23 protein-coding genes and 1 pseudogene are annotated in these 25431 nt (G+C 72.3%); 12 read left to right on the forward strand and 12 right to left on the reverse strand.

Translation table 11 applies throughout. The features are described 5' to 3' along the window. Window positions 1-26 precede the first annotated feature (26 nt). The gene (locus ACQ393_RS11580) at window positions 27-1148 is read left to right on the forward strand and encodes a serine hydrolase domain-containing protein (RefSeq protein ID WP_430647029.1); all 1122 of its coding nucleotides are present in this window, start codon (window positions 27-29) and stop codon (window positions 1146-1148) included. 6 nt (window positions 1149-1154) lie between these two features. Here ACQ393_RS11580 and ACQ393_RS11585 read toward each other — a convergent pair whose 3' ends face one another. Beyond that, window positions 1155-2054, reverse strand: a complete 900-nt coding sequence (locus ACQ393_RS11585) for a rhodanese-related sulfurtransferase (protein WP_430646976.1) — start codon at window positions 2052-2054, stop codon at window positions 1155-1157. A 138-nt stretch (window positions 2055-2192) separates the two neighbouring features. Between ACQ393_RS11585 and ACQ393_RS11590 the strand changes: the two genes are divergently transcribed. Further along, window positions 2193-2729, forward strand: a complete 537-nt coding sequence (locus tag ACQ393_RS11590) for a YbhB/YbcL family Raf kinase inhibitor-like protein (protein ID WP_430646977.1) — start codon at window positions 2193-2195, stop codon at window positions 2727-2729. Window positions 2730-2742: 13 nt separating this feature from the next. Here ACQ393_RS11590 and ACQ393_RS11595 read toward each other — a convergent pair whose 3' ends face one another. The 3 genes and pseudogenes from ACQ393_RS11595 to ACQ393_RS11605 form a co-directional block, all read right to left on the reverse strand. Next, complete coding sequence (locus ACQ393_RS11595) at window positions 2743-2967, reverse strand: PLD nuclease N-terminal domain-containing protein (RefSeq protein ID WP_430646978.1); 225 nt, start codon at window positions 2965-2967, stop codon at window positions 2743-2745. A 33-nt stretch (window positions 2968-3000) separates the two neighbouring features. After that, a complete protein-coding gene (locus tag ACQ393_RS11600; RefSeq protein ID WP_430646979.1) occupies window positions 3001-3639 on the reverse strand; it encodes a LysE family translocator in 639 nt (212 codons plus the stop codon). A gap of 54 nt (window positions 3640-3693) precedes the next feature. Next, window positions 3694-4083 (reverse strand): annotated as a pseudogene (locus ACQ393_RS11605) (VOC family protein); the annotation flags it as partial. Window positions 4084-4132: 49 nt separating this feature from the next. Here ACQ393_RS11605 and ACQ393_RS11610 point away from each other — a divergent pair. Continuing rightward, entirely contained in the window at window positions 4133-5266 is a 1134-nt protein-coding gene (locus ACQ393_RS11610) for an enoyl-CoA hydratase/isomerase family protein (protein ID WP_430646980.1), read from the forward strand. Window positions 5267-5328: 62 nt separating this feature from the next. After that, window positions 5329-6069, forward strand: a complete 741-nt coding sequence (locus ACQ393_RS11615) for a hypothetical protein (RefSeq protein WP_430646981.1) — start codon at window positions 5329-5331, stop codon at window positions 6067-6069. Between the two features lie 60 nt (window positions 6070-6129). On the opposite strand, the gene sufU is transcribed toward ACQ393_RS11615, so the two are convergent. Together sufU and ACQ393_RS11625 are read right to left on the reverse strand one after the other, a co-directional pair. Continuing rightward, entirely contained in the window at window positions 6130-6570 is a 441-nt protein-coding gene (gene sufU, locus ACQ393_RS11620; protein ID WP_430646982.1) for a Fe-S cluster assembly sulfur transfer protein SufU, read from the reverse strand. Beyond that, complete coding sequence (locus ACQ393_RS11625; RefSeq protein ID WP_430646983.1) at window positions 6570-7883, reverse strand: aminotransferase class V-fold PLP-dependent enzyme; 1314 nt, start codon at window positions 7881-7883, stop codon at window positions 6570-6572. Before ACQ393_RS11625 ends, sufU begins: the two co-directional genes overlap by 1 nt. Before the next feature lie 82 nt (window positions 7884-7965). Here ACQ393_RS11625 and ACQ393_RS11630 point away from each other — a divergent pair, with 82 nt between their 5' ends. After that, a complete protein-coding gene (locus ACQ393_RS11630) occupies window positions 7966-9504 on the forward strand; it encodes an MmgE/PrpD family protein (RefSeq protein WP_430646984.1) in 1539 nt (512 codons plus the stop codon). A gap of 71 nt (window positions 9505-9575) precedes the next feature. On the opposite strand, the gene ACQ393_RS11635 is transcribed toward ACQ393_RS11630, so the two are convergent. Beyond that, window positions 9576-10115, reverse strand: coding sequence for a hypothetical protein (locus tag ACQ393_RS11635; RefSeq protein ID WP_430646985.1), 540 nt, complete (start codon window positions 10113-10115; stop codon window positions 9576-9578). Window positions 10116-10734: 619 nt separating this feature from the next. Here ACQ393_RS11635 and ACQ393_RS11640 point away from each other — a divergent pair. Together ACQ393_RS11640 and ACQ393_RS11645 are read left to right on the forward strand one after the other, a co-directional pair. After that, entirely contained in the window at window positions 10735-11904 is a 1170-nt protein-coding gene (locus tag ACQ393_RS11640) for a bifunctional 2-methylcitrate synthase/citrate synthase (protein ID WP_430646986.1), read from the forward strand. 119 nt (window positions 11905-12023) lie between these two features. Continuing rightward, window positions 12024-12590, forward strand: coding sequence for an acyl-CoA thioesterase (locus ACQ393_RS11645; protein ID WP_430646987.1), 567 nt, complete (start codon window positions 12024-12026; stop codon window positions 12588-12590). 10 nt (window positions 12591-12600) lie between these two features. Here the strand turns inward: ACQ393_RS11645 and ACQ393_RS11650 are convergent, their stop codons facing one another. Together ACQ393_RS11650 and ACQ393_RS11655 are read right to left on the reverse strand one after the other, a co-directional pair. Then, window positions 12601-13710, reverse strand: a complete 1110-nt coding sequence (locus ACQ393_RS11650; RefSeq protein WP_430646988.1) for an AI-2E family transporter — start codon at window positions 13708-13710, stop codon at window positions 12601-12603. A 91-nt stretch (window positions 13711-13801) separates the two neighbouring features. Then, a complete protein-coding gene (locus ACQ393_RS11655; RefSeq protein ID WP_430646989.1) occupies window positions 13802-14332 on the reverse strand; it encodes an SRPBCC domain-containing protein in 531 nt (176 codons plus the stop codon). Window positions 14333-14402: 70 nt separating this feature from the next. Here ACQ393_RS11655 and ACQ393_RS11660 point away from each other — a divergent pair, with 70 nt between their 5' ends. Further along, on the forward strand, window positions 14403-14774 hold the full coding sequence (locus ACQ393_RS11660) for a hypothetical protein (protein WP_430646990.1): 372 nt from the start codon (window positions 14403-14405) through the stop codon (window positions 14772-14774). A gap of 96 nt (window positions 14775-14870) precedes the next feature. Here the strand turns inward: ACQ393_RS11660 and ACQ393_RS11665 are convergent, their stop codons facing one another. Further along, window positions 14871-16640: a phytoene desaturase family protein gene (locus ACQ393_RS11665; RefSeq protein WP_430646991.1), complete on the reverse strand. Its 1770-nt coding sequence runs from the start codon at window positions 16638-16640 to the stop codon at window positions 14871-14873. Window positions 16641-16862: 222 nt separating this feature from the next. Here ACQ393_RS11665 and ACQ393_RS11670 point away from each other — a divergent pair, with 222 nt between their 5' ends. Continuing rightward, the gene (locus ACQ393_RS11670) at window positions 16863-17909 is read left to right on the forward strand and encodes a helix-turn-helix transcriptional regulator (protein WP_430646992.1); all 1047 of its coding nucleotides are present in this window, start codon (window positions 16863-16865) and stop codon (window positions 17907-17909) included. A 101-nt stretch (window positions 17910-18010) separates the two neighbouring features. Further along, complete coding sequence (locus tag ACQ393_RS11675; RefSeq protein ID WP_430646993.1) at window positions 18011-18436, forward strand: VOC family protein; 426 nt, start codon at window positions 18011-18013, stop codon at window positions 18434-18436. A gap of 66 nt (window positions 18437-18502) precedes the next feature. Here ACQ393_RS11675 and ACQ393_RS11680 read toward each other — a convergent pair whose 3' ends face one another. Together ACQ393_RS11680 and ACQ393_RS11685 are read right to left on the reverse strand one after the other, a co-directional pair. Then, window positions 18503-18895, reverse strand: a complete 393-nt coding sequence (locus ACQ393_RS11680; protein WP_430646994.1) for an META domain-containing protein — start codon at window positions 18893-18895, stop codon at window positions 18503-18505. Window positions 18896-18935: 40 nt separating this feature from the next. Beyond that, the gene (locus ACQ393_RS11685; protein ID WP_430646995.1) at window positions 18936-19928 is read right to left on the reverse strand and encodes a LysR family transcriptional regulator; all 993 of its coding nucleotides are present in this window, start codon (window positions 19926-19928) and stop codon (window positions 18936-18938) included. Window positions 19929-20129: 201 nt separating this feature from the next. Between ACQ393_RS11685 and ACQ393_RS11690 the strand changes: the two genes are divergently transcribed. Both ACQ393_RS11690 and ACQ393_RS11695 read left to right on the forward strand, forming a co-directional pair. After that, a complete protein-coding gene (locus ACQ393_RS11690; RefSeq protein WP_430646996.1) occupies window positions 20130-23762 on the forward strand; it encodes a bifunctional proline dehydrogenase/L-glutamate gamma-semialdehyde dehydrogenase in 3633 nt (1210 codons plus the stop codon). Window positions 23763-23945: 183 nt separating this feature from the next. After that, entirely contained in the window at window positions 23946-25406 is a 1461-nt protein-coding gene (locus ACQ393_RS11695) for a basic amino acid/polyamine antiporter (protein ID WP_430646997.1), read from the forward strand. Window positions 25407-25431: the final 25 nt, after the last annotated feature.

Here is a 25431-nt window from a genome sequence, read left to right on the forward strand (position 1 = left end):
CGGTCGCTGCGGCGTACGGTCGTCCGGTGCCCGCCTCGCGATCCGCCTCCCGTACGGTCCGACTGCTCGTCGCATCGCTCGTCGTCCTCTCGATCCCGATGCTCTCCGGATGCGCCGCCGACGTCCTCCCCGTGACCGCCCGGTCCACCGACGCGCGCATCGACGACACCCTCATCGCGTCCGTCGAGCCGCGGTTCGCCACGGTGGACGGAGCGCAGGTCGCCGTGGCGCTCGTGGACGAGGACGGCGCACGCGTCGCGTTCCTCGGCGACGGCACCGACGCCGCCACGGCGTTCGAGGTGGGGTCGATCACCAAGACGCTCACCGGGCTGCTCCTCGCCGATGCGATCGAGCGCGGCGAGGTGGCGCTCGACGACCCGATCGGCTCGTACCTGGCACTCGGCGAGACGCCGGCGGCATCCGTCACCTTCCGCGAACTGGCCTCGCACACGTCGGGGCTGCCGACCTTCCCGAGCGACCCCGGGTGGATCGCGCGCGTCGAGGCGGGGTTCCTCGCCGGCCGTGACGTCATCGACGAGAGCGTCGACGACCTCCTCGCCGAAGCGGCCGCCGAGCCGATCCCGACCGATGCCGCGCCCCAGTACTCGAACCTGGGGGCCGCCCTCGCCGGCCAGGCGCTCGCGTCGGCGGCCGGCACCGACTACCGCACCCTGCTCGAGGACCGGCTGCTCGGGCCGCTCGGCATGCGCTCGGCGTCGCTGCCCGTCGAGGACGGCGAGGCGCCGCCCTCGCTCGCGTCCGGGTTCCGGGCCGAAGGCGAGCCGGCCGAACCGTCCACGCTCGGCGCCTACGCACCGGCCGGCGGCCTCGTCGCGACGATCGACGACATGATCGCGTACGCGAGCGGCGTGCTCGACGGGCCGTTCTCCGGGAGCGCCGCGCTCGAGCCGCACCACGTGCCGGCGCTCGGCGAGGAGGCCGACTCGATCGGCTACTTCTGGGGGCTGCAGCACTCCGCGGACGGACACGCCCTCGTCGAGCACGGGGGAGTGACCGCCGGGTTCACCGCGAGCCTCGTCATCGACCGCACCGGCGGACGGGCGGCGGTCGTGCTCACCAACCTCGGCGACCTCGGGGGCGACGGCGATGCGCTCGCGAAGCGGGTGCTCGAGAGCGACGCGGGGTAGCGGAGGCTAGGCCGACGCCGCCGCGTGCTCGACGCACTGCGCCGGGGCGCAGGCTCCGCATCGCACGAGCTGCGTCCGGCAGGAGGCATCCGTGCAGTTGACGGTGCGGTTCGTCGGCCTCCCGCAGCCCTCGCAGACGCCGACGACGGCGGCGTGGTCGCTGAAGTCGACCGACCCGCGGCCGTCGAACACGTAGAGCGAACCCTCCCACAGGCCGTCGTCGCCGAAGCGCTCGCCGTAGCGGACGATGCCGCCCTCGAGCTGGTACACCTCGCCGAAGCCGCGGTTCGCCATGAGGCTCGAGAGCACCTCGCAGCGGATGCCGCCCGTGCAGTAGGTCACGACGGGCCGCCCCTTGAGGTGGTCGTACGCGCCCGAGTCGAGGAGCCCGACGAAGTCGCGCGTCGTCTCGGTCGGCGGCACGATCGCACCTCGGAACCGGCCGATCGCCGCTTCGACGGCGTTCCGCCCGTCGAAGAAGACGACCTCGTCGCCCCGCTCCGCGACCAGCTCGTGCAGCGCGTCGGGCGAGAGGCGCGTGCCGCCGCCGACCACGCCCGACTCGTCGACGACGAGTTCACCCGGCGCGCCGAACGAGACGATCTCGTCGCGCACCTTGACGCTGAGCCTCGGGAAGTCGACGCTGCGCCCCGCATCGTCGAGCCCGGTGCCCTCGCTCCACTTCACGTCGAGCCCGCGGAACCCGGCGTACTCCTTCGTCTTCCGCACGTAGCGCTTGAGCGCGCCCATCTCGCCGCCGAGCGTGCCGTTCAGGCCGTCCTTCGACACGAGCACGCGGCCGCGCAGCCCGAGCGACTCGGCGAGGTCGCGCTGCCACAGCCGGATCGCGTCGGGGTCGGCGAGCGGCGTGAAGGCGTAGAACAGCAGGATCTTGGGCAGCGGCACCCCGAGATCCTAGGCGCGCCGGCTGAGCGGATGCCGCGACGCGGCGTGTGCGCGGAGGGCGGCATCCGCGCCGACGTACCCTGACGACGACCGCCGACCGGGCCGTCCGCCCGGACGTCGCCGACCAGGAGGTACGTGATGCTCGACGTGGATCCCTACGACGCGTTGCAGAAGCTCCGACCCGTGGGCTCGTTCACCGTGACCAGTGCCGACTTCGCCGACGGCGGTCCGCTCGCCCGACCGCAGTGGAGCCACGCGGCCGGCGGCGTCGACCGTTCGCCGCAGCTGGCGTGGAGCGGGTTCCCCGAACGCACGCGCGGCTTCGCGGTGACGTGCCTCGACGTCGACGCCCCGACCGGGTCTGGGTGGTGGCATTGGGCCGTGCTGAACCTGCCGCTCGAGATCACGAGCCTGGAGGCGGGCGTCGGCGCGCCCGGCGGACCGCCGCTTCCCGACGGCGCGATGGTGCTCGCCAACGAGGACGGCGAGCGCGGATTCGGCGGGGCGGCGCCGCCTCGGGGCACGGGCGAGCACCGCTACGTGTTCGTCGTGCACGCGCTGGACGTGCCGAGCCTCGACCTCGACCCGTCATCCACGCCCGCGGTGCTCGGCATCCGCTGCTTCGCGCACGCGCTCGGACGCGGCATCCTCACGGGGACCGTGAACCGCGACTGAGCGGCGCGACCCCTCAGTCGACCCGGCGCCCGAACAGGAAGTACGAGATCGGCCCGATGAAGTTGACGGCGATGACGATCGCCCAGATCCACTTGCGGCCGTTCACGTCGTCCGCGTCGCGCTTGGCGAGGTCCGCCCACGCGGCGGTCGCGAGTGCGAGCTGGACGGCGCCGGCGACGATGCCCCTGACCTGCTGACCCGTGGAGAGCTCGCTCCACTGCTGCTTCTGCTTCGCCATGGTTCCCCCGTTCCCCGGCGTCCGCCGGTGCGACTAGTGCTTGTTCCCCGACAGCGCGAGCACGCCGCCGAGGCCGATCATCATGACCCCGCCCGAAGCCGCCAGGTGCGACGCGCGGCGCGGCGAGCGCGCGAACCAGTCGCGCGCGGTTCCGGCTGCGAGCGCCCAGAGGGAATCGCACGCGAGCGCCAGCACGACGAACGCCGTGCCGAGCACCGCCATCTGGAGCGGGATCGCGCCCGCCTCGAACGCGACGAACTGCGGCAGCACCGCGACGAAGAACGCGATCGTCTTCGGATTCGTGACGCCGACGACGAAGCCCTCGCCGAGCAGGCGCCACGGGGAGCGCGGCGCGACCGGGCGGGTGACGGCATCCGCGGCATCCGCCCGATGACGGATCGCCTGCACGCCGAGGTGGACCAGGTACAGGGCGCCCGCGATCTTGACGGCCGTGAACAGCACGACCGACTGGGCGACCACCGTGCCGACGCCGAGGGCGACGGCGGCGACGAGCGGCAGCATGCCGGCCGCGTTGCCGACGACGCTCAGCAGCCCGCCCATGCGGCCGAGCGCCAACGATCGGCCGATGACGAACAGCACGCTCGGGCCCGGGATGACGATGAGCACCACCGAGGCCAGCACGAACGCCCAGAGGTTGGATGCGGGAACCACGTCGGGATCCTACGCCGGAGCCGAGCGGTCCACGAGGGCCCGCCGGCTGCCCGGCTACTCCTCCTCGGGCGGCGGCGCGATCGGTTGCCCGAGCCGGACCCGCGTGCCGAACGGGTCGGACACGAGCGACACCCGCTCGCCCCACTCGCTGTCGGACGGCTCCTCGATCACGAGGTAGCCGGCCGCCGCCAGTGACGACGTCACGGCGTCGACGTCGTCGACGTAGAACCACAGCAGGATGCCGGCGCCCTCGCCCGCGGTCGCCCCGTCGGCGAGTCCCAGGCCGAGCTGCGCCGATCCGGCCTGCAGCGTCGCGAAGACCGGCTCGCCCTCGGGCGGGTACCGGTACGTGACCGTGGCCCCGAGCCCATCGCGGTAGAACCGCAGCGCGGCCTCCATGTCGGGCACCTCGACGATGGGGAATGCAGATTCGATCATGACCCCTCCCGGGGCGACGGTACGCGGCGCCGACCGATGCCGCTACCGTTGCAGCGTGAGCGAGCACATCTCCGCGAGCGTCGCCGACGGCGTCGGCCACCTGACGCTCGAGCGGCCCCAGGCGCTGAACGCGCTGAGCTACGAGATGATCCGGGCGCTCACCGCGGTCTTCGACGCGTGGCGGCACGACCCCGAGGTCTCGATGGTCGTGCTCGACGGCGCGGGCGAGCGCGGGTTCTGCGCGGGCGGCGACATCCGCGAGCTCTACCTCTACGCCACCGGCGGGCACGTCGCCGAGGCGCTGCGCTTCTTCCGCGACGAGTACCGGCTGAACGCCGCGATCGCGCGCTACCCGAAGCCCGTCGTCGCGATCATGGACGGCATCACGATGGGCGGCGGCATCGGCCTCGCCGGTCACGCCTCGATCCGCATCGTCACCGAGCGCTCGCGCGTCGCGATGCCCGAGACCCGCATCGGCTTCACGCCCGACGTCGGCGGCACGTGGCTGCTCGGTCGCGCCCCCGGCGAGCTCGGCACGCACCTCGCGCTGAACGCGCGCACCATGGACGCCGCCGACGCCATGCACGCCGGCTTCGCCGACGCGTTCGTGCCGAGCGCGAGCATCCCGCACCTGCTGCAGGCGCTCGAGGAACGGGCCGACCCCGGCACGCCGTCCGAGATCGTCATGCTCTTCGACGAGACGCCGGGGCCGTCGGCGCTCGCCGCCGCACGCCCGTGGGTCGACGCGTGCTTCTCGGCGCCGACCGTGCACGAGATCATCGACCGCCTGCGGGCGTTCGCCGAGGGGCGAGCGGATGCCTCGTGGGGCGCGCCCCGCGCGGGCGACGGGTCGTCCCATCCGGCCGACCAACCGGCCCACGCCTATGCGGCGGCCGCGGCCGACGAGCTCGAGACGCTCTCGCCCACGGCGCTCGCGGTCACGCTCGAGGCCGTGCGCCGCGCTCGCACGCTGCCGAGCCTCGAGGCCGCGCTCGAACAGGAGTTCCGCGCCGTGTCGTGGTTCATCGGCGAGCACGACCTGCACGAGGGCATCCGTGCGCAGGTCATCGACAAGGACCGCTCGCCGAAGTGGGACCCGCCCACGCTCGACGACGTGCCGTCCGGCCTACCCGCGCGCGTGCTCGAGGAGCAGCTGCACGACCCCGTCTGGCCCCCGGTGGTCGAGTAGGGCGCGACGCGCCTGTATCGAAACCCGCCCGCCCGGCAAATGACTGGAGAGAGGAAGAACGGATGACGCGACCCGATGCCGAACGCCTCGGTGAGCTGCAGCGCCTCGCCTTCGGACGCGGGTCGACCGAGACGGAGCGGATGTCGGCCGCGGCGCAGTTGCACGCGATGCAGTCGGGCGCGGTGGAGGGCGACGGAACAGAGCACCCAAGGGTGCTCGCCGAGGATGGCGCACCGCCCGTACCGGCACCCAGCGCCACGGTGGACGGTGGGAACGGGGCGCCGGTGGATCCGCCGGCCCGCGCGGCATGGATCACGTCGCGGTCGGCGATCCTGGCAGGGCTCGCGCTCGCAGTCGGGATCGTGCTCGGGTGGCAGGTGTCCGGGTCTGTCGCGAGGGCTAACCCTGGCGCGAAGGCTGACACCGCGACCGACGTTTCCGAGGTCCGGCTCGAGTACTTCGCGATTCCGGTCCGCGACACGGCAGTGTGGGTCATCATGGAGCGGGAATCGCGCGAGGGAGATCCGACGCTTCGCTCGGATGGCCCGTTCGACCCCCAGATCGACCCGGCATCGGTGCTCTTTCTCCAGGAACGTGCGGACGGCGTGCGGTTGTTCGGTGCCCGGACCGCCGACGGCGACAATCTCTGCATGATCGTCGAGCTCGCCGATTCTTCGGCGGCGAGCTGCACGTCCGACGGGACGATGCCGGAAGGCGGGCTCTCGATCGTCGGAGTCTTCGAACAGCCCTACGGTGGCATCGGCGCTACTTGGCGTCCCGACGGTACCTCGTCGCTCGAATGACGTGAGCAGCCCACCCGGTCGTCGAGTAGGGCGCGACGCGCCCGTATCGAGTCCGCGCGCTCAGCGCGCCTTCGCGACCGCCGCCTCGAGCGCGACCCACGAGAGCATCGCGCACTTGATCCGCATGACGTACTTCGAGACGCCGTGGAACGCGATCGCGTCGCCGAGCACCTCCTCGTCGGGCATCCCCTCGCCCTTCGAGCGCAGCATGGTGCGGAACTCCTCGGCGAGGCCGAGTGCCTCGTCGACCGGTCGACCCGCCACGAGATCCGTGAGCACCGACGCCGAGGCCATCGAGATGCTGCATCCGTCGCCCTGCCAGGCGACCTGGTCGATGCGCTCGTGCGCGCCGTCGAGCTTGACGCGCAGCGTGATCTCGTCGCCGCACGTCGGGTTGTACTCGTGGTGCTCGGCGTGGGCACCCTCGAGCGGGCCGTCGCCGTGCCGGGCCTTCGCGTGGTCGAGGATGATCTCCTGGTAGAGGCCGTCGAGGTTCGCCATCACGCGGCTCCCGTTCCGAGTCCGAAGAAGGTGCGGACCTCGCCGAGCGCGGCGACGAACCGGTCGGCCTCCTCCGCGGTCGTGTAGACATGCGCGCTCGCGCGCGTCGTCGCGGTGATGCCGAGGGCCCGGTGGAGGGGCTGCGCGCAGTGGTGCCCGACGCGGACGACGAGGCCGGCGTCGTCGAGGAACTGCCCGACGTCGTGCGCGTGCACGCCGTCGACGGCGACGCTCACGAGTCCCGCCCGAGCGCGCCCGGGCTGCGGCCCGACGATGCGCACACCGGGGATGGCCGCGACGCCCTCGACCACGCGCTCCGCGAACGCATCCTCGTGCGCCGCGACGGCGCCCATGCCGAGCCCCTCGAGGTAGCGGACGGCCGCGCCCAGGCCGATCGCCTGCGACACCGGCTGCGTGCCGGCCTCGAACCGCTGCGGCGCGGGGAGGAACTCCGCCGTCTCGAACGTCACGCGCGTGATCGTGGAGCCGCCCGTGCGGGCCGGAGGCAGCGCGTCGAGCAGTTCGGCGCGGCCGTACAGCACGCCGATGCCGTTCGGCCCGAGCATCTTGTGGCCGGAGAACGCGGCGAAGTCGACGCCGTAGCCCGCGAAGTCGACGGGGCGGTGCGGTACCGACTGGCACGCGTCGAGCACGACGAGCGCCTGCGGGGCGCGCGCGCGAACGGCCGCGACGACGTCGGCGACGGGCACGATCAGCCCGGTCACGTTCGAGATCTCGGCGAACGCGACGACGCGCGTGCGCGGGGTCAGCACGGCGACGAGGTCGTCGATCGACCAGCATCCGTGCTCGTCGACCCGCACGGGGACGAGCCGGGCGCCCGTGCGCTGCGCGACGCGCTGCCACGGCAGCAGGTTGGCGTGGTGCTCGGCCTCGGTCAGCACGATCTCGTCGCCGGCCTGGAGCGCGAAGCGCGCGGCATCCGCCCCGCCGATGCCGGCGCTCGCGTCGGCGATGCCGAGCGCGACCATGTTGAGCGCGTCGGTCGCGTTCTGCGCCCACACGATCTCGCGCTCGTCGGCGGCGCCGACGAACCGGGCGAGGTCGGCGCGGGCCACCTCGAACCGGGTCGTCGAGCGGCCGGTGGCGGCGCTCGCACCGCGGTGCACCGCCGCCAGGTCGTGCTCGAGGTAGTCGCGTTCGGCGTCGAGCACGGCGGTCGGGCGCTGCGCGGTGGCGGCCGAGTCGAGGTACGCGGTGGGGCGGGCGTCGGCGGTGGTCGCGAACGCCGGGAAGTCGTTCCGGATGTCGTCGATCGCGCGTGCGCCGACGCGCTCGGTGGCGGTGGGGATCATCCCCTCCATCGTCCCATGCCCCGGCCGGGAGGTCGCCGTCAAGACCGGGCGCGAGCGGGTCCGGTTCGATAGCGTGAGCGACGTGAAGATCCACCACCTGCGTACCCACCGGAGCGACGAGAACCTCGCACGAGAAGGCCAGCTCGCCTGGCAGCTCGCGGGCGTCGCGGTCGATCCGGTCGAGGTCTCCGACGACGTGACCGAGATGGTCGTGAACCGCGTCATCGACAACGCCGCCGTGGCCGCGGCATCCCTCGCCCGGACGCCCGTCGTCGCGGCACGCAGCCAGGCGCTCGCGCACCCGGTCTCGATCGGGGGCGACGGCGCCACCGTGTTCGGTGCGGATGCCGCGCGGCGGACCTCGCCCGAGTGGGCCGCGTGGGCGAACGGGGTCGCCGTGCGCGAGCTCGACTTCCACGACACCTTCCTCGCCGCGGAGTACTCCCATCCCGGTGACAACATCCCGCCGATCGTCGCCGTCGCCCAGCACCTCGCCGCGACGCGCGGGCTCACCGGCCGCGAGGTCGTGCGCGGCATCGCGACGGGCTACGAGATCCAGGTCGACCTGGTGAAGGCCATCTCGCTGCACCGGCACAAGATCGACCACGTCGCGCACCTCGGCCCGTCGGCCGCGGCGGGCATCGGCACCCTGCTCGGCCTCGACCCGGAGACGATCTTCCAGGCGATCGGCCAGGCGCTGCACACGACGACCGCGACCCGCCAGTCGCGCAAGGGCGAGATCTCGACCTGGAAGGCGCACGCGCCGGCCTTCGCCGGGAAGATGGCGGTCGAGGCCGTGGACCGTGCGATGCGCGGTCAGACGAGCCCCGTGCCGATCTACGAGGGCGAGGACGGCGTGATCGCGTGGCTCCTCGACGGCCCCGACGCGAGCTACGAGGTGCCGCTCCCCGAGGACGGGGAGGCGAAGCGCGCCATCCTCGACACGTACACGAAGGAGCACTCGGCCGAGTACCAGGCTCAAGCGCTCATCGACCTCGCACGCAAGCTGCACGACGCCTACCCGCTGATCCTCGACGACCCCGACGGCATCGAGTCGATCACGATCCACACGTCGCACCACACGCACAACGTGATCGGCACGGGCGCGAACGACCCGCAGAAGTACGACCCGACTGCGTCGCGCGAGACGCTCGACCACTCGATCCCGTACATCTTCACCGTCGCCCTGCAGGACGGCACGTGGCACCACGCGGACTCGTACACGCCCGAGCGGGCGCACCGGCCCGACACCGTCGCACTGTGGCGCAAGGTCTCGACGGTCGAGGACCCGGAGTGGACCCGCCGCTACCACTCGCTCGACATCGGCGAGAAGGCATTCGGCGGTCGCGTCGTCATCCGCCTCACCGACGGCAACGAGATCGTCGACGAGATCGCCGTCGCCGACGCGCACCCGCTCGGCGCCCGGCCGTTCGGCCGCGAGCAGTACGTGCAGAAGTTCCGCACGCTCGCCGAGTGGGTTCTCGAGCCCGCCGAGATCGACCGCTTCCTGGAGGTCGCGCAGCGCCTCCCGGAGCTCGGCCCCGACGAGCTCGGCCAGCTCACGATCACCGCCGCCCCCGGCGCCCTGAACCACGTCGAGATCCCCACCGGCCTCTTCTGACCCGAGTTGTCGTCACGATCGGCGGGTCGAGCGTGCCCGCCACCCGCCGATCCTGACGACAACCGCCCTGGTCATCCGGGGAACCAGGGTGAGTAGCACGGACTGCCGCCCCAGCCCCGGCGGCGGAGGTTGGCGGCGACGCGCTCGACGAGCTGCCGAGGCTGGTCGAGGTCGGCCTGGGTGATCTCCGTCACGTGGAAGCCGAGTGACTCCAGGGCCGCCTCGCGGGTCCGGTCGCGACGCCACTGGTGCACATCGGTGCGGTGGTGGTCGCCCTGATACTCGAGCACTTCGGCGTAGCGCTCGAAGGCGAGATCGACTCGCGCGACGAATCGCCCCGAGTCGTCCGTGACGACCACTTGGCACCTCGGCGCGGGGAGGCCGGCCAAGCGCACGAGCGCGCGCAGTTCCGATTCCTTGGGAGATTCGCTCGCGATATCCCGAAGCCGGGCGGCCTCGATGAGCTTGGCACGCAGGCGATGGTCCGGGAATGCCGCGACCGCCTCGGCCAGTTCGGGGTGCGGCGTCGCGAGTCTGTCGGCCACGGCGACCAGTTCGGGCACCGAGAGGTCGCGGGCGAGATCGCAGAAGGTGCGCGCCGCGGACGTCACGCGGACCTCGTCGATGACGATGACGTCGCCCGACGCGACGCGAAGCGCCCGACCCAGGACGCCGTGCCGACGGGGTGCCCGCGACGTGTCCGGGACGCCGACCTCGATCATTCCGAGCAGTCGCGGCGGTATCGGAAGCCGGTGGTGCAGCGCGGCCGAGCGTCCGCAGAGGAACGCGTCCTTCCGCAGCACCGTGAGCACCGCGCGATGGGCCGCGAGCTCTTCGGCGTCGGCATCGATGCGCACACCGGATGTGGGTGCGACGAGATCCGAGGCGCGAAGGCGGCTCCGTCGAACGCCGGCTCGCAATGCCTCGCGCACGGTGAACGCGCGATCGGGCCGCAACGGTTCGGGCAGGGGGCTCTTCGCGGTCACGCGGATGATGCTCGTCGCCCGAGGGACCCCCAGCCCCGCGCCATCCGTGCCCCGGTGCGCTACCCGGCGGCCTGCTCGGGTGGTGAGGACGGGAGGTCGTCGTCAGGATCGGCGGGTCGAGCGTGCCCGCCACCCGCCGATCCTGACGACAACGGTCCGGGCGTGCGGGGGCGGCGGGCCGTAGGCTGGGGGAGCGGTCGCGACGAGGCGACCCGCCCGTCCGAAGAGCCCCATGAGGAGCACGATGAGCGAGCAGACCCCGCACACCGAGACGCCGAAGATCTACAAGGGCCTCGCCGGAGTCCCGGTCGACGTCACCGCCATCTCGAAGGTGAACCCCGAGACGAACTCGCTGCTGTACCGCGGCTATCCGGTGCAGGAGCTCGCGGCATCCGTCACCTTCGAGGAGGTCGCCTACCTGCTCTGGTACGGCGAGCTGCCGAACGACGAGGAGCTCGCCGCGTTCGAGGACCTCGAGCGCAGCCACCGCGGCCTCGATCACGAGACCAAGCGGATCATCGATGAGCTGCCGCTCACGGCGCACCCGATGGACGTCGTCCGCACGGCCGTCAGCGTCATCGGCGCGAGCGACCCGGCGACGCCCGACGACTCGCACGCGTCGAACCTCGAGAAGTCCGTGCGGCTGTTCGCGAAGCTGCCGTCGATCGTCACCTACGACCAGCGCCGCCGCCACGAGCTCGAATTCGTCGAGCCGAACAACGACCTGGGGTACTCGGCCAACTTCCTCTGGCAGGCGTTCGGCGAGACGCCCGAGCTCGAGGTCGTGAACGCGTTCGACACGTCGATGATCCTGTACGCCGAGCACTCGTTCAACGCGTCGACGTTCACCGCGCGCGTGATCGCGAGCACGCTCTCCGACCTGTACTCGGCCGTCACGGGCGCGATCGGCGCCCTCAAGGGGCCGCTGCACGGCGGCGCGAACGAGGCGGTCATGCACGCGTTCGACGAGATCGGCGCGGGTGAGGGCGGCGCGGAGCGCGCCGTGCAGTGGCTGAATGCCGCGCTCGCCGACAAGCGCAAGATCATGGGCTTCGGCCATCGCGTGTACAAGAACGGCGACTCCCGGGTGCCGACGATGCGCGACGCCCTCGAGCGGATGGTCGAGCACTACGACCGGCCCGACCTCCTCGAGCTCTACACGGCGCTCGAGCAGGCGATGGGCGAGCGCAAGAACATAAAGCCCAACCTCGACTACCCGGCCGGCCCCGTGTACCACCTCATGGGCTTCGACACCGAGACGTTCACGCCGCTGTTCGTCGCGGCGCGCGTGACGGGCTGGACGGCGCACGTCATGGAGCAGCTCGCGTCCAACGCGCTCATCCGGCCGCTGTCGGTGTACGAGGGCCCCGACGAGCGGCACGTTCCGCCGCGCGGCAACGCGGCCGGCGAGTAGTCCGCGGCGCGGCACTTCGCGCCCCCGCACAACGCCGCCCCGCGGCATCCGTCACGGCACTGTGCCCGCCCGCCAAGGTGTGCCGAACCGCCACCGGATCGGCAATATCCTCGTGGACTATGCACATGCTGTTCCGCACCCTGCTCCACATGCTGTTCCTGTCGCGGCGCAAGCCGACCCTCGGGCACTACGAGATCGCGCGGACCCGGTTCATCACGCTGCCGACCGACCTCGACGTCAACCGGCACATGAACAACGGCGTGTACTTCTCGATCATGGATGTCGCGCGGTTCGACATGCTCGTCCGCAACGGCGTCTTCGGGCTCATGCGCGACAAGGGCTGGTACCCGGTCGTCGCCAGCGAGACGATCACCTTCCGCAAGTCGCTGCGGCTGTGGCAGCGATTCACGATCGAGTCGCGACTGCTCGGCTACGACGAGCGCGCGGTGTACGTCGAGCACCGGCTGGTGCGACCGGATGCCTCGGGGGAGCCAGAGATCTACGCGCGCGCGTTCATCCGCGCGCGGTTCCTCCGCAAGGAGGGCGGCACGGTGCCCGTCTCGGAGCTGGTCGAGGTGTTCGGCACGCCGCCCGCCGACGACGAGCTGCCCGAGTGGATCGAGCGGTGGGGCGCGGATGTCGCGCTGCCGCCGACGCGCGCGGCGGCGCCGTCCGTCTGGAGCTGAGGGGCCGGCGCTAGCTGCGCGCCTTCCAGGGGACGACGACCTCCTTGATGATGAGGAGGATTCCGGCGGCCACCGGGATGGCGACCAGCGCGCCGGGGAGACCGGCGAGCGTGCCACCGGCGAGGGCCGCGATGAGCACGATCGACCCGGGCACCTGCACCGCGCGGTTCATGACCTTCGGGGTCAGGATGTACGCCTCGACCTGCATGTAGATGAGCATGCCGATGAGGACGATGAGCGCCGCCGTCGGCGAGACGAAGAGGGCGATCACCGTCATGAACGCGGTCGTCAGCACGGTGCCGATCATCGGGATGAGCGTGATGAAGAACGCCGCGACCGAGATGACGAGCGCGAACGGCACGCCCGCGATGGTGAGCAGGATGAGGCTGTAGACCGCGTTGAAGAACGCCAGCACGACCATGCCGCTGAGGTAGCGGCCGACGTTCTGCATGATGCGCTCGGCGTAGTCGACCACGCGCTCGCGGTGCGAGGCCGAGATGAGCGTGTAGATCGCGGCCTTCGACGAGTCGAGGGTCGCGGTGAAGTAGATCGTGAGGATGAAGATGAAGAACGCGGTCGAGATGCCGCCGATGATCGCGAATCCGACGTTCAGCGCGCCGCCGCCGACCGTCGCCCAGGTCGCGGGGTCGGTGATGACGTCGACGAACGTCGAGTACGCGGAGGCCAGCACGCCGTCGGAGTTCGAGGAGAGCTGCTGGAACCAGTCCTGCTCCTGCAGGTTCGCGTAGAGCTGGGGCAGCGAGGTGATGAACTCGGCCGCCTGGGTGACCACGATCGGCAGGACGAGCCCGAGCATGCCGCCGATGACGAGGACGAACAGGATGATCACGGTGAGGATCGCCCAGCCGCGCTTCAGACCTCGGCGCTGGAACCACCGCACCAGCGGGTCGAGGCCGAGCGTGATGAAGATCGCCGCGAAGACCGAGAAGACCACGCTGGAGAGGTTGATCAGGGCGGCGGCGAGCGCCAGCGTCACGAGCACGCCCGCCGTGGCCAGGAGTGCCCAGACGAAGGGGCGTTCGCCCACCATCCCGCCGGAGGTGGCGTGTCGCAGCCGGGTCGTCTCGAGGTCGCGGGCACGCCGTTCGATGGGCTTCACGCGCGCCAGTCTAGGGGTGGCCGCACGCCGTGCGGGAGAGTCGGAGGTCGGCGACCGGGTGTCCGGCGGCCGAGCGGCGGGTCAGCGCCGGTCAGCGCCCGCCCGCGGCATCCGGTGCCTGCGCGGCGACGGGAACGTGCAGCGAACGGTACGTGTCGACCAGCCCGGGGTCGTACGCGCTCCACTCGGGCATGGCCGCACCCGACCGCGACGCGGCGAGCCGGTCGAGGAAGTAGTCCCATCCGGGCCCGATCGACGTCGCGTCGGCCGAGGTGCGCAGTCGCTGCCCGAGCGTGAGCGTCGTCATCCCGCCGGCCTCGCGCAGGTGGAAGAAGACCCGCACGGCGTCGTCGCCCTCGCCGATGTCGGCGCGGAAGCCGTGCGGCGCGTCGCATTCGAGGATCGACGTGTTCTGCCACTCCGCGTCCTCGCTGGACATCCGGAACCGAACGGCGCCGGTCGAGGGATTGCCCGTGTAGGTGCCGATCCACGCCAGCATCGCCGTCGGATTCGTCAGGGAGTACCAGACGTCCTCGATGGGGGCGTGGAACAACCGGTCGAACTGCAGGTAGAGCCCGTCGCCCTTGTGAACGTAGTGGCCGGTCGCTCGAGTGATGGTCATCGTCGCCCCCATGCGTGTCGTCCTGCCCTCAGGCTAATCCGGGTGCCCCGGGACGGCTAGAGTGGCGCGCATGAGCACTCGGGGAACCTCGCAGCAGTCGCACGACGAGCAGTCGCTTCACATCGCCGGACGGCACAGCGGGATGTGGGGGTGGTTCAGCGGCATCATCGTGCTCGCCCTGATCGCCGTGCCGCTCAGCGCCGCGTTCGCGTTCGCGACGAACCCGCGCACGCAGCAGCTGTTCGGCGGCCGCCTCTCGGAGGCGACGCAGGGCGGCTACCAGGCATTCTGGTGGGTCGTGACGCTCCTCCTCCTCGCGCTGCCCGTCCTCGTCGGCTACGGCGTCGCGAAGATGTCGCCGCGCGCCCTCATCGTCGTCGGCGCGATCGTCGCGCTGTTCGTGATCGCGATCATGATCCTCGGGCAGCTGTTCGTCTTCTGATCTCGGGCGGGGCGACGGCGGTCGCCTGCGGCGCCGCGTCCGCTGAAGGGCGACGGATGCCGCGGCTCGCGCCCGCGGCATCCGTCGCCGTCGCACTCAGGGGAGCTCCTCCTCGAGCACGGCCATCGCGGCGTTGTGCCCGCCGATGCCGCTGACCGCGCCGCCGCGCACCGAGCCGGAGCCGCAGAGCAGCACGCGCGGGTGCGCGGTCGCGACGCCCCAGCGCTCGGCCGGTGTCGCCGGCTCGGTGCCGGGCTCGATCCACGGCCACGACAGCGGCCCGTGGAAGATGTTGCCTCCGGGCATGTTCAACGCCTCCTCGAGGTCGCGCGTGGTCTTGACCTCGATGCACGGGCGGCCGGCGGCATCCGTCGCGATGACGTCGGCGATGGGCTCGGCGAGGACCGAGTCGAGCGAGGCCAGCACGGCGTCGCGCAGGCGCTCGCGCAGCTCGTCGTTGCCGAGCGCGTCGACGAGCCGGTCGGGCACGTGCAGCCCGAACACCGTGAGGGTCTGGGCGTCGGATGCCGCGAGCTCGGGCCCGAGGATCGAGCGGTCGCTCAGCGTGTGGCAGTAGATCTCGCACGGCAGCGGCTCGGGCAGGGCGCCGCCGGCCGCGCGGCGGTAGGCGGCCTCGAGTTGCGACTCCAGCTCGTTGATGTGGAACGTGCCGGCGAACGCCTGCTCGGGGGCGACGTCCGCGTCGGCGAGGCGCGGCAGCCGCGTGAGCAGCAGGTTGACCTTCACCTGGGCGCCCTCGGGCATGCCCGCGCGCGCGAGGCGGCGGCGGGTCGCATCGTCGATGGCGACCTCGTCGGAGCCGGGGGCCGCGGGGCGCTCGTCCCGCGGGGCGACGGATGGCGCGGAGTCGGCGGCCGTGGCGGCCGCGAGGTCCGGGGCGGCGTTGCCCACGGCGCCGACGGATGCCGCGACCAGGCGCTCGAGCACGACCGGGGCGACGTTGGCGAGCACGACGTGCGCTCGCGACATCCGCTCGGCCCCGCCCTCGCGCCAGCGCACGACACCGGATCCGCCGTCGATCGCGACGACCTCGGCCTCCGTCCGAAGCACCGCTCCCGCCTCGCGCGCCGCGCGCGCGAGCTCACCGGAGACCGCGCCCATGCCGCCGACCGGCACGTCCCAGTCGCCCGTGCCGCCGCCGATGACGTGGTACAGGAAGCAGCGGTTCGCCTCGAGCGACGGGTCGTCGAGGTCGGTGAACGTGCCGATCAGCCCGTCGGTCGCCACGATGCCGCGCACGAGGTCGTCGGCGAAGCGCGCGTCGATCGTCTCGCCGAGCGGGCGCTCGACGAACCCGTCCCACACGCGGTCGTCGCCGACCAGGGCGCGCGCCTCGGCGCGGGTCGGCAGCGGCTCGGTCAGGGTCGGGAAGAGCACCTGGGCGACGCGGGCGGTGTCGGCGTAGAAGGCGCCCCACGCCTCGGCGTCGCCCTCCGCGCCGACCCGGGCGAACGCGTCGCGCGCGGCCGCGGCATCCGCTTCGACGTCGACGAGCAGGCCGCGCGACGGATCTCGGGGGTCGGGCGTGTACGACGAGAACCGCCGGCGCACGAGCCGGATCTCGAGGCCGAGGTCGTCGATGATCCGCTGCGGGAGCAGGCTCACGAGGTACGAGTAGCGGCTGAGGCGGGCGTCGAGACCGTCGAACGCCTCGGCCGAGACCGCGGCGCCGCCGAGGTGGTCGTCGCGCTCGAGCAGCAGCACGCGCTTGCCTGCGCGGGCGAGGTAGGCGGCGGCCGTCAGTCCGTTGTGGCCGCCGCCGACGATGACGACGTCGTGGTCGGGGGCCTCGCCGTGTGAGCTGACGGTCAGGGGCGAGCCGGCGGAGTGCGCATCGGTGGGCATCCCCCGAGCGTAGACGAGCGGATGGCGCGTGCCGCCGGCGGCCCGAAATGCGACCACCGGCGCGCGCTCCCGCGCCGGACCGATCAGCGGGTTCACCGCGGCGGCGACCTGAATCCAGGCCGGATCATCCGGTTCGTGTCGGTATCGGCGTCGATGTCCATGCGGCCAGCCTGTCGAGGCATCCAGTCAGGTTCCGTCCGGAATCGGAGGAGAATCGGAACCATGGCCGCCACGACGAGTCGCACGCTCGAACTGCTGTCCCTCCTGCAGAGCCACCGCCACTGGACCGCTCGTGAACTCGTCGACCGGCTCGAGGTCAGCGAGCGGACCCTCCGCCGCGACGTGGAGCGCCTGCGCGAGCTCGGCTACGCGATCGAGTCGACGCGCGGCGTCGCCGGCGGGTATCGACTGGCCGCGGGCACCGGGCTGCCGCCACTCCTCCTCACCGACGACGAGGGCGTCGCGATCGCGGTCGGACTGCGCTCGCAGGCGGCGGCCGGGCTCCGCGGAGCGGAGCACACGACGTTCAGCGCGCTCGCGAAGATCGAACAGGTGCTGCCGCCGGCGCTGCGTCGGCGGATCGAGGCGCTGCAGGCGGTCGCGGCGCCCGCGGGCGCGATCGGCCCCGGGTCGGGAGCCGGCGGCGGCCCCGGCGCCGGCCCGCGCACCGCGCCATCCGTCGACAGCGACCTGCTCGGGCTGCTCGCGCTCTGCTGCCGCGACGCCGAGCGCATCCGCATGAAGTACACGGATGCCGCAGGCTCCGCGACGACGCGATCGATCGAGCCGCACCGGCTGGTCCCGCTCGGGCGGCGCTGGTACCTCCTCGCCTGGGATCGCGACCGCGACGACTGGCGCACGTTCCGGCTCGACCGGATCGACGACGTGTTCCAGACGCGCGTACGCTTCGCGCCGCATCCGCTCACCGACGACGAGGCGCTCGAGCGCGTGCAGCGCGCGGTGCGCTGGCGCGACCAGGCGGTGCGCGTCGAGGTGCTCGTGGCGATGCCCGTCGAGGAGTTCCGCGAGCGGCTCGGCTGGTGGGCGCGCGACGCAGTGGCCGGGTCTGGCGGTGCGGGCACGGTGTGGCCGGTCGAGGGGGAGTCGGTCGCCGGGGTCGCGGCGGCGCTCCTCTGGGTGCCCGAGGGGGTCGGATGCCGCGTCGACGGGCCGCCGGAACTGCTCGCGTACCTCGCGGCGCAGGCCGAGCGGTTCGCGGCGGCCGCCGGTGGTGGCGGCCCGGCCGGCCCGGCAGCGCGACTCCCGTGAGATGGCGGGCGGTCCCGCCGTTTCGCGGGACTCGCGACGCGAGGGGCGGCGCGAGGGGCGCGAGGGTGGCGGGTGTCGGCGGGCGGGAGTCGAATGGGGGCATGGACATCGCCTTCATCGCCGGGTTCGGGCCCATCGGCACCGTCGACTCCGCGTCGCACGACTTCTGGGCCGGTGCGCTCGGCATCCCGTTCCACGAGAACGCACCGCGCTACTTCCACACCGAGGAGGTCGAGGGCGCGAAGGCGTTCGCGATCTGGCCGCTCGACCAGGCCGCCGAGGCGACCTTCGGCACGGCCGAGTGGCCCGCCGACCGGCCCGTGCCGCAGGCGTGGATCGAGTTCGACGTGGCCTCGCCCGAGGCGGTCGCGCCGGCGGTCGACGAGTTGCGCGCGAAGGGCCTCGAGATCCTCGTCGAGGCGCACGAGGAGCCGTGGGGGCAGACCACGTCCCGGCTGATGAGCCCCGAGGGGCTGCTCGTGGGCGTCAGTTACACGCCGTGGATGCACGGCGGCGGCGCGGCCTGACGGGTCCTCGTTCGGCGGGCCGGTTCCGTCGTCCGGCGGATCGGTCCGGCCTGCTGCGGCCCGCGCTCAGCCCGAGCGCTCGAGCGTGCCGATCGGCGAGCCGTCCTGGCCGAGCACGGTCATCGAGTCGTCCGCGACATCCGCTGCACTCATGCCGGCGAGCCAGTCGTCGACGTCCTCGCACGCCATCCTCGTGGAGGCCACGTTCTCGAACTCGACCTGGTCGGCCTCGTTGACCGACCACGTGCCATTGAGCGTGTTGCAGCCGTCGCTGCCGGTGAAGTCGCCGCCATCCTCGAGCGTGAGGAACGGTTCGCCCTGCGTCGACGAGTCGCCCCAGGTTCCCGTCGGATCCATGTCGCCCCCGGTGTCCTCGCCGGCGACGCCGCTGCACCCGCTGAACGCGAGCGCGGCCGCCAGCACCCCCATGCCGATGACGAGTCTCTTCCCCCTGGTCATGGTCGCAGCGTAGCGGGGCCCGCCGTCGGCGTCACCCCGTTCAGTCGTGCGTCGCGGGAGGGTCGCTGCGGGCGGCGGCGCGCGCGAGGGCGTCGCGGGCGGCGACGACGGCGGGCCGGCGGGCGGTGGCGCGTCGGGTCGATGAGAAGACCTCGCGGAACGGGTCGCCGGGCAGCGTCGCGAGCTGCACGCTCGGCGCCTCGCCGGCCCACACGAGGTCGGGGAGGAGCCCGACGGCGTTGCCCGAGCGGATCAGGCGGATGTGCGCCATGAGGTCGGCGGTCTCGAAGCGCACGTCCGGCTCGAACCCCGCACGACGGCAGAGCTGCTCGGCCCACTCGCGCGAGGCGGTGCCGCGCGGCTCCATGACCCAGGGCATCTCGGATGCCGCGGCGAGGCCGTCGTCGGCGACCGAGCGCAGCAGTTCGGTCGGGGGCTCCTTGGGGAGGGCCGCCGCGACCGGGTCGGGCCGGCGCAGGCCGCGCCGGCGGGCGGCCGGGTGCGGCGGCAGGGCGAGCCGGATGGCGTCGCGCGCGAGCGGCACCCGGTCGAGTTCCGGGTGCAGCGGACGCGTGTAGCCGGGGTACTGCTCGGCGACGACGAGGTCGAAGTCGCGCGCCGCGACGTCGAAGAGCGCGAGTTCGGGTTCCCGCTCGGTGACCTCGACGCGGAGCGACGGGTGCTCTGCCGCGAGCAGGGTGAGCGCCTGGGGCACGACGGCGTGCGCCGCGGACTGGAACACGGCGATGCGCACCGTGCCGCCGACGGTCGTGAGCGAGCGCGCGACATCCGCCTCGGCCTCTTCGAGCCGTTCGAGCACGGCCTGCGCGTGGCCGACGAGCAGCTCGGCCTGGGGCGTGAGCTGCACGCGCCGGCCGACCTGCACGAGCAGCGGCACCCCCGCCTCCTTCTCGAGCAGGCTGAGCTGCTGCGAGACCGACGACGGGCTGTAGGAGAGCGCCTCGGCGACGGCGGTGAGCGTGCCGCGTCGGCTCAGTTCGACGAGGAGGCGCAGTCGGCGGACGTCGAGCATCGTGCGACCTCCTCCCGAGCCATCCGACCCGGCGTTCGGCCCCGACCCGCGCGGCTGGGACAGCCGCGGCATACGTTCGGGAAACATGAACAGTATGCATCGGATTCATTCGCTGTACCGAACGGAATCCGGAGCGCACACTGGAGGTGCCGGGCGTGCACCATCCCCGTGCGCCCTCCGAGACCTAAGGACACCGCAGTCGTGACCACTTCGAAGCTCCTCACGGACGTCGTCCCCGACACCGACCACGTCATCGCCCTCGTCGAGCGGTGGCTCGCCGAGAGCGCGAACCACCCGGTCGACCCGGCCGCGCAGCGCCTCGCCGGCGTGCTGAAGGACGAGCACGGCCTCGCCTTCACCGTCGGCTTCGTCGACGGCGTCATGCGACCCGAAGACCTGGGCGTCGCGGGCCGCAACCTCGCCGAGGTCGCGAAGCTCACGCCGAAGTTCCTGCCCGCGTACCTCAAGGCCGCGATCCGGCTCGGCGGTGCGATGGCGCCGACCTTCCCGTGGCTCGTCATCCCGATCGCGCGGCGCGTGCTGCGCGCCATGGTCGGCCACCTCGTGCTCGACGCGACGCCCGCGAAGCTCGGGCCGGCGATCGCGAAACTCCGCGAGTCGGGCAACCGCCTGAACCTGAACCTCCTCGGCGAGGCCGTGCTCGGCGAGCACGAGGCCGACCGGCGCCTGAAGGGCACCTACGACTTCCTCGCCCGCGACGACGTCGACTACGTCTCGATCAAGGTGTCGAGCGTCGTCAGCCAGCTCTCGATGTGGTCGTTCGACGAGGCCGTCGAGAAGGTCGTCGCCAAGCTCACGCCGCTCTACGAGCTCGCGGCGAAGGGCGCCGCGCAGGGCAAGGCCAAGTTCATCAACCTCGACATGGAGGAGTACCGCGACCTCGACCTCACGATCGCGGTCTTCACGCGCCTCCTCGACCAGCCGCAGCTGCAGGGCCTCGAGGCCGGCATCGTGCTGCAGACCTACCTGCCCGACGCGCTCGGCGCGATGCAGGAGCTCACCGAGTGGGCGCAGCGCCGCCGGGCCGCGGGCGGCGCCCCGATCAAGGTGCGCGTCGTCAAGGGCGCGAACCTCGCGATGGAGACCGTGGACGCGCGCATCCACGATTGGCCGCTCGCCACGTACTCGACCAAGCAGGACTCCGACACCAACTACAAGCGCGTGCTGCACTGGTCGATGACGCCCGAGCGCATCGACGCGGTCAAGCTCGGCGTCGCCGGCCACAACCTCTTCGACGTCGCCCACGCCTACCTGACCGCCACGGAGCGCGGCGTCGAGCACGGCGTCGAGTTCGAGATGCTGCTCGGCATGGCCACCGGCCAGGCCGCGGCGGTCCGCGGCGACGTCGGCCGCCTGCTGCTCTACACGCCGGTCGTGAACCCGAGCGAGTTCGACGTCGCGATCGCGTACCTGATCCGCCGGCTCGAGGAGAACGCGAGCCAGGACAACTTCATGTCGGCTGTATTCGAGCTGAACGAGAATCGTGCCCTCTTCGAGCGCGAGCGGGACCGCTACCTGCGTTCGCTCGCGGCGCTCGAGGGCGAAGACGCGGAGGGCCCGGCACCCGCGCCCAACCGCACCCAGAACCGTCGCACCGAATGGGACGAGAAGGATGTCGCCGAGCTCGCCGGCACCGTCGTCGGCGCCCCCGCCCCGGGCGAGGAGCACGAGGGCTCGCTCACGAGCGTCGTCCTCGGCATCACGCGCGGCTCCGGACTCGACGGCGAGCTGACGGATGCCGCGGCATCCGCTGCGGCCGGGCTCACCGGTCCCGGCGTCACCCCCGGGTTCCGCAACGAGCCCGACACCGACCCCGCACTCGCCGCGAACCGCGACTGGGGCCGGCGCCTCCTCGAGCGCGTCCCGACCTCCACGCTCGGCATCGACACCCTGAAGGCCAACCGCATCGCGACCGCCGACGAGCTCGAGCGGCTCATGACCGCGGTCACCGAGCGCGCCGCCGCCTGGGCGGCCCTGCCCGGCGACGAGCGTGCGGCGCTGCTGCACCGCGCGGGCCTCGCGCTCGCCGCGAACCGCGACCGCCTCATCGAGGTCATGGCCGCCGAGACCGGCAAGACCATCGCCGAGGCCGACCCCGAGATCTCCGAGGCGATCGACTTCGCGCACTACTACGCCGAGCGCGCCCGCGAGCTCGACCGCGTGCAGGGCGCCCGCTTCGTGCCGTCGCAGCTCACGGTCGTCACCCCGCCGTGGAACTTCCCCGTCGCGATCCCGGCGGGCGGCGTGCTCGCCGCGCTCGCCGCGGGCTCGGGCGTGATCATCAAGCCCGCGAAGCTCTCGCAGCGCTCGGGCGCGATCATGGTCGAGGCGCTCTGGGAGGCCGGCATCCCGAAGGACCTGCTCGCGCTCGTCGACCTCGGCTCGCGCGAGCTCGGCACCAAGCTCGTCTCCGACGAGAAGGTCGACCGCGTCATCCTCACCGGCGCCTACGAGACGGCCGAGCTGTTCCGCTCGTTCCGGAAGGACCTGCCGCTCCTCGCCGAGACCAGCGGCAAGAACGCGATCATCGTGACGCCGTCCGCCGACCTCGACCTCGCGGCATCCGACGTCGTGAAGAGCGCGTTCGGCCACGCGGGCCAGAAGTGCTCGGCCGCGTCGCTCGTGATCCTCGTCGGCTCCGTCGCGAAGTCCGAGCGGTTCCGCCGCCAGCTGGTGGATGCCGCGACGAGCCTCCGCGTCGGCTGGCCCGAGCACCCGGCGAGCCAGATGGGCCCGATCGTCGAGCCCGCGAACGGCAAGCTGCTGCACGCGCTCACCACGCTCGGCGCCGACGAGGAGTGGCTCGTCGAGCCGCGGCAGCTCGACGGCACCGGCCGCCTGTGGTCGCCCGGCATCCGCGCGAACGTGAAGCCCGGCTCGTACTTCCACCTCACCGAGTTCTTCGGCCCCGTGCTCGGCATCATGCACGCCAAGGACCTCGACGAGGCCATCCGCTTCCAGAACGCGGTCGACTTCGGCCTGACGGCGGGGCTGCACTCGCTCGACTCCGACGAGGTCGCGACGTGGCTCGCGAACGTCGAGGCCGGCAACCTGTACGTGAACCGCGGCATCACGGGCGCGATCGTCCAGCGCCAGCCGTTCGGCGGCTGGAAGCGGTCCTCGGTCGGCGCGGGCGCCAAGGCGGGCGGCCCGAACTACCTGTTCGGCCTCGGCGACTGGACGCCGGCGCATGACGAGCCGAGCCGGTCGCTGCACCTGCGCGGCCTCGAGCAGCGCGTGACCGACCTCATCGAGGCGTCGCAGTCCTCGCTCGAGTACGAGGCGTACGAGGTGCTCCGCCGCTCCGCGCTCTCCGACGCGGTCGCCTGGGCCGACGAGTACGCCACGGTGAAGGATGTCTCGGGCCTCGGCGTCGAGCGGAACCTGTTCCGCTACCTGCCGCTGCCCGTCACCATCCGGGTGAGCGAGGACGCGACGCTCGCCGACGGCCTCCGCGTCATCGCGGCCGGCCTCCTCGCGAGGTCGCCGCTGACGATCTCGACCGCGCACGAGCTGCCCAAGGGCGTACGCGCGATCCTCGCGACCCGCGAGATCCGCGTGGTCCGCGAGGGCGACGCCGGCTGGCTCACGCGCGCCGGCAAGGACGAGGTCACGGGCCGCGTGCGCCTCGTGGGCGGGTCGGCGACGGCGCTCGCCGAGGCGACGGGCGGCACGCCCGACCTCGCGGTGTGGTCGCACCCGGTCACCCCGTCGGGCCGCGTCGAGCTGCTGCCGTTCCTGCACGAGCAGGCGATCTCGATCACGAACCACCGGTTCGGCAACCCGACGACCATCTCCGACGGCGTGATCTAGGGGGCGGGCAGGGATTCCCCACGGGGCGGTCGCGCGTGCGGCCGCCCTTCGGCGTGCTCCCCGACCCCCGGCCATCCGCTCGCCCTTGTGGGCGATCCGTGTCTGCGCTAGACACTGGACCAGGTTGCGACAGCGTCCTGAACCATCCGCACGGGGGCGGACCGAACTGGGGAGGGGGCCCTGATGGCATCGACCGCCGAGCAGCGGGCGACATCGAAGCTCAGCTTCCCTGCGCTCACCGGCATGGTCGTCGGCTCGATGGTCGGGGCGGGCGTCTTCCAGCTGCCGGCGCGGTTCGCGGGCCAGACCGGCGTCTCCGGGGCGGCCATCGCCTGGGTGATCGCGGGGCTCGGCATGCTGACGCTGGCGCTCGTCTTCCAGACGCTCGCGATGCGGAAGCCGGAGCTCGACAACGGAGTCTACGTCTACGCGCGGACGGGCTTCGGGGTGTACCCGGGCTTCCTCTCCGCGGTGGGCTACTGGGCGTCGGCGTGCGCGGGCAACGCGTTCTACTGGGTGCTCATCATGACCACGCTCTCGCAGCTGTTCCCCGAGCTCGAGCCCGTGCTCGGCGAGGGCGACACGTGGCCGGCGTTCGTCGTGTCGGTCGCCGCGGTGTGGGGCGTCTTCCTGCTGATCCGGCGTGGCGTGCGCGAGGCCGCAGCCGTGAATTTCATCGTCACGATCGCCAAGCTCGTGCCGCTCGCCCTGTTCCTGGTTCTCGTGGTCTTCTTCTTCGACTGGGACGTCTTCGTCGGCAACCTCTCGGGCGACGACGGCCCGGCGGCCTACGAGACGCTCTTCGAGCAGGTGCAGGGCACGATGCTCATCACCGTCTTCGTGTTCCTCGGCATCGAGGGCGCGAGCGTCTATTCGCGCTACGCGAAGAAGCGGTCGGATGTCGGGCGGGCGACCGTGCTCGGCTTCCTCTCGGTGCTGGCGCTGTTCGCGTCGGTCTCGATCCTGTCGTACGGGATCCTGCCGCAGGCCGAGATCGCCGCGCTCGCGCAACCCTCTGCCGGCGGCGTCCTCGAGGCGGCGGTCGGCCCGTGGGGCGGCGCCTTCATCCGGGTCGGGCTCATCGTCTCGGTGCTCGGCGCGTACCTGGCATGGCAGCTGCTCGCCGCCGACGTGGTCTTCGCCGCCGCGAAGGACCGGGACCTGCCGCGCTACTTCGCGAGGCAGAACTCCCGCGAGGTGCCGGAGCGCGCGGTCCTGTGGACCTCGATCCTCGTCACGCTCATCCTCTTCGTCGTGCAGTTCGTGCAGAACGCGCTCGACTTCACGCTCGACCTGACGGCGGCGCTCTCGCTCGCGCCGTATGCGCTCGCGAGCGCGTACGCCGTGAAGATCGCGATGCGACGCGACGGCTACGAGGATGCCGCGCCGGCCCGCCGCAACCGGGAGCTCGTGATCGCGGCGATCTCCACGGCGTACACCCTGTTCCTGATCTGGGCGGCCGGCTACGTGTTCCTGTTCATCGCGTGCATCCTGCTCGCCCCGGCGACCGCGCTCTACGTCGTCGCCCGCCGTCAACAGCGCGCGAAGGTCTTCACGCCGGCCGGGCTCGTCGTCTTCATCGCGATCGTGGCCTTCGCCGGGGTCGGCGTCGTCCTGCTCGCCACCGGCGTCGTCCAGCTCTGACCGAACCGCGCCGCGGCGCAGAAGG

It is taken from the genome of Agromyces sp. GXS1127, from assembly GCF_050565425.1.
Taxonomy (GTDB): domain Bacteria; phylum Actinomycetota; class Actinomycetes; order Actinomycetales; family Microbacteriaceae; genus Agromyces.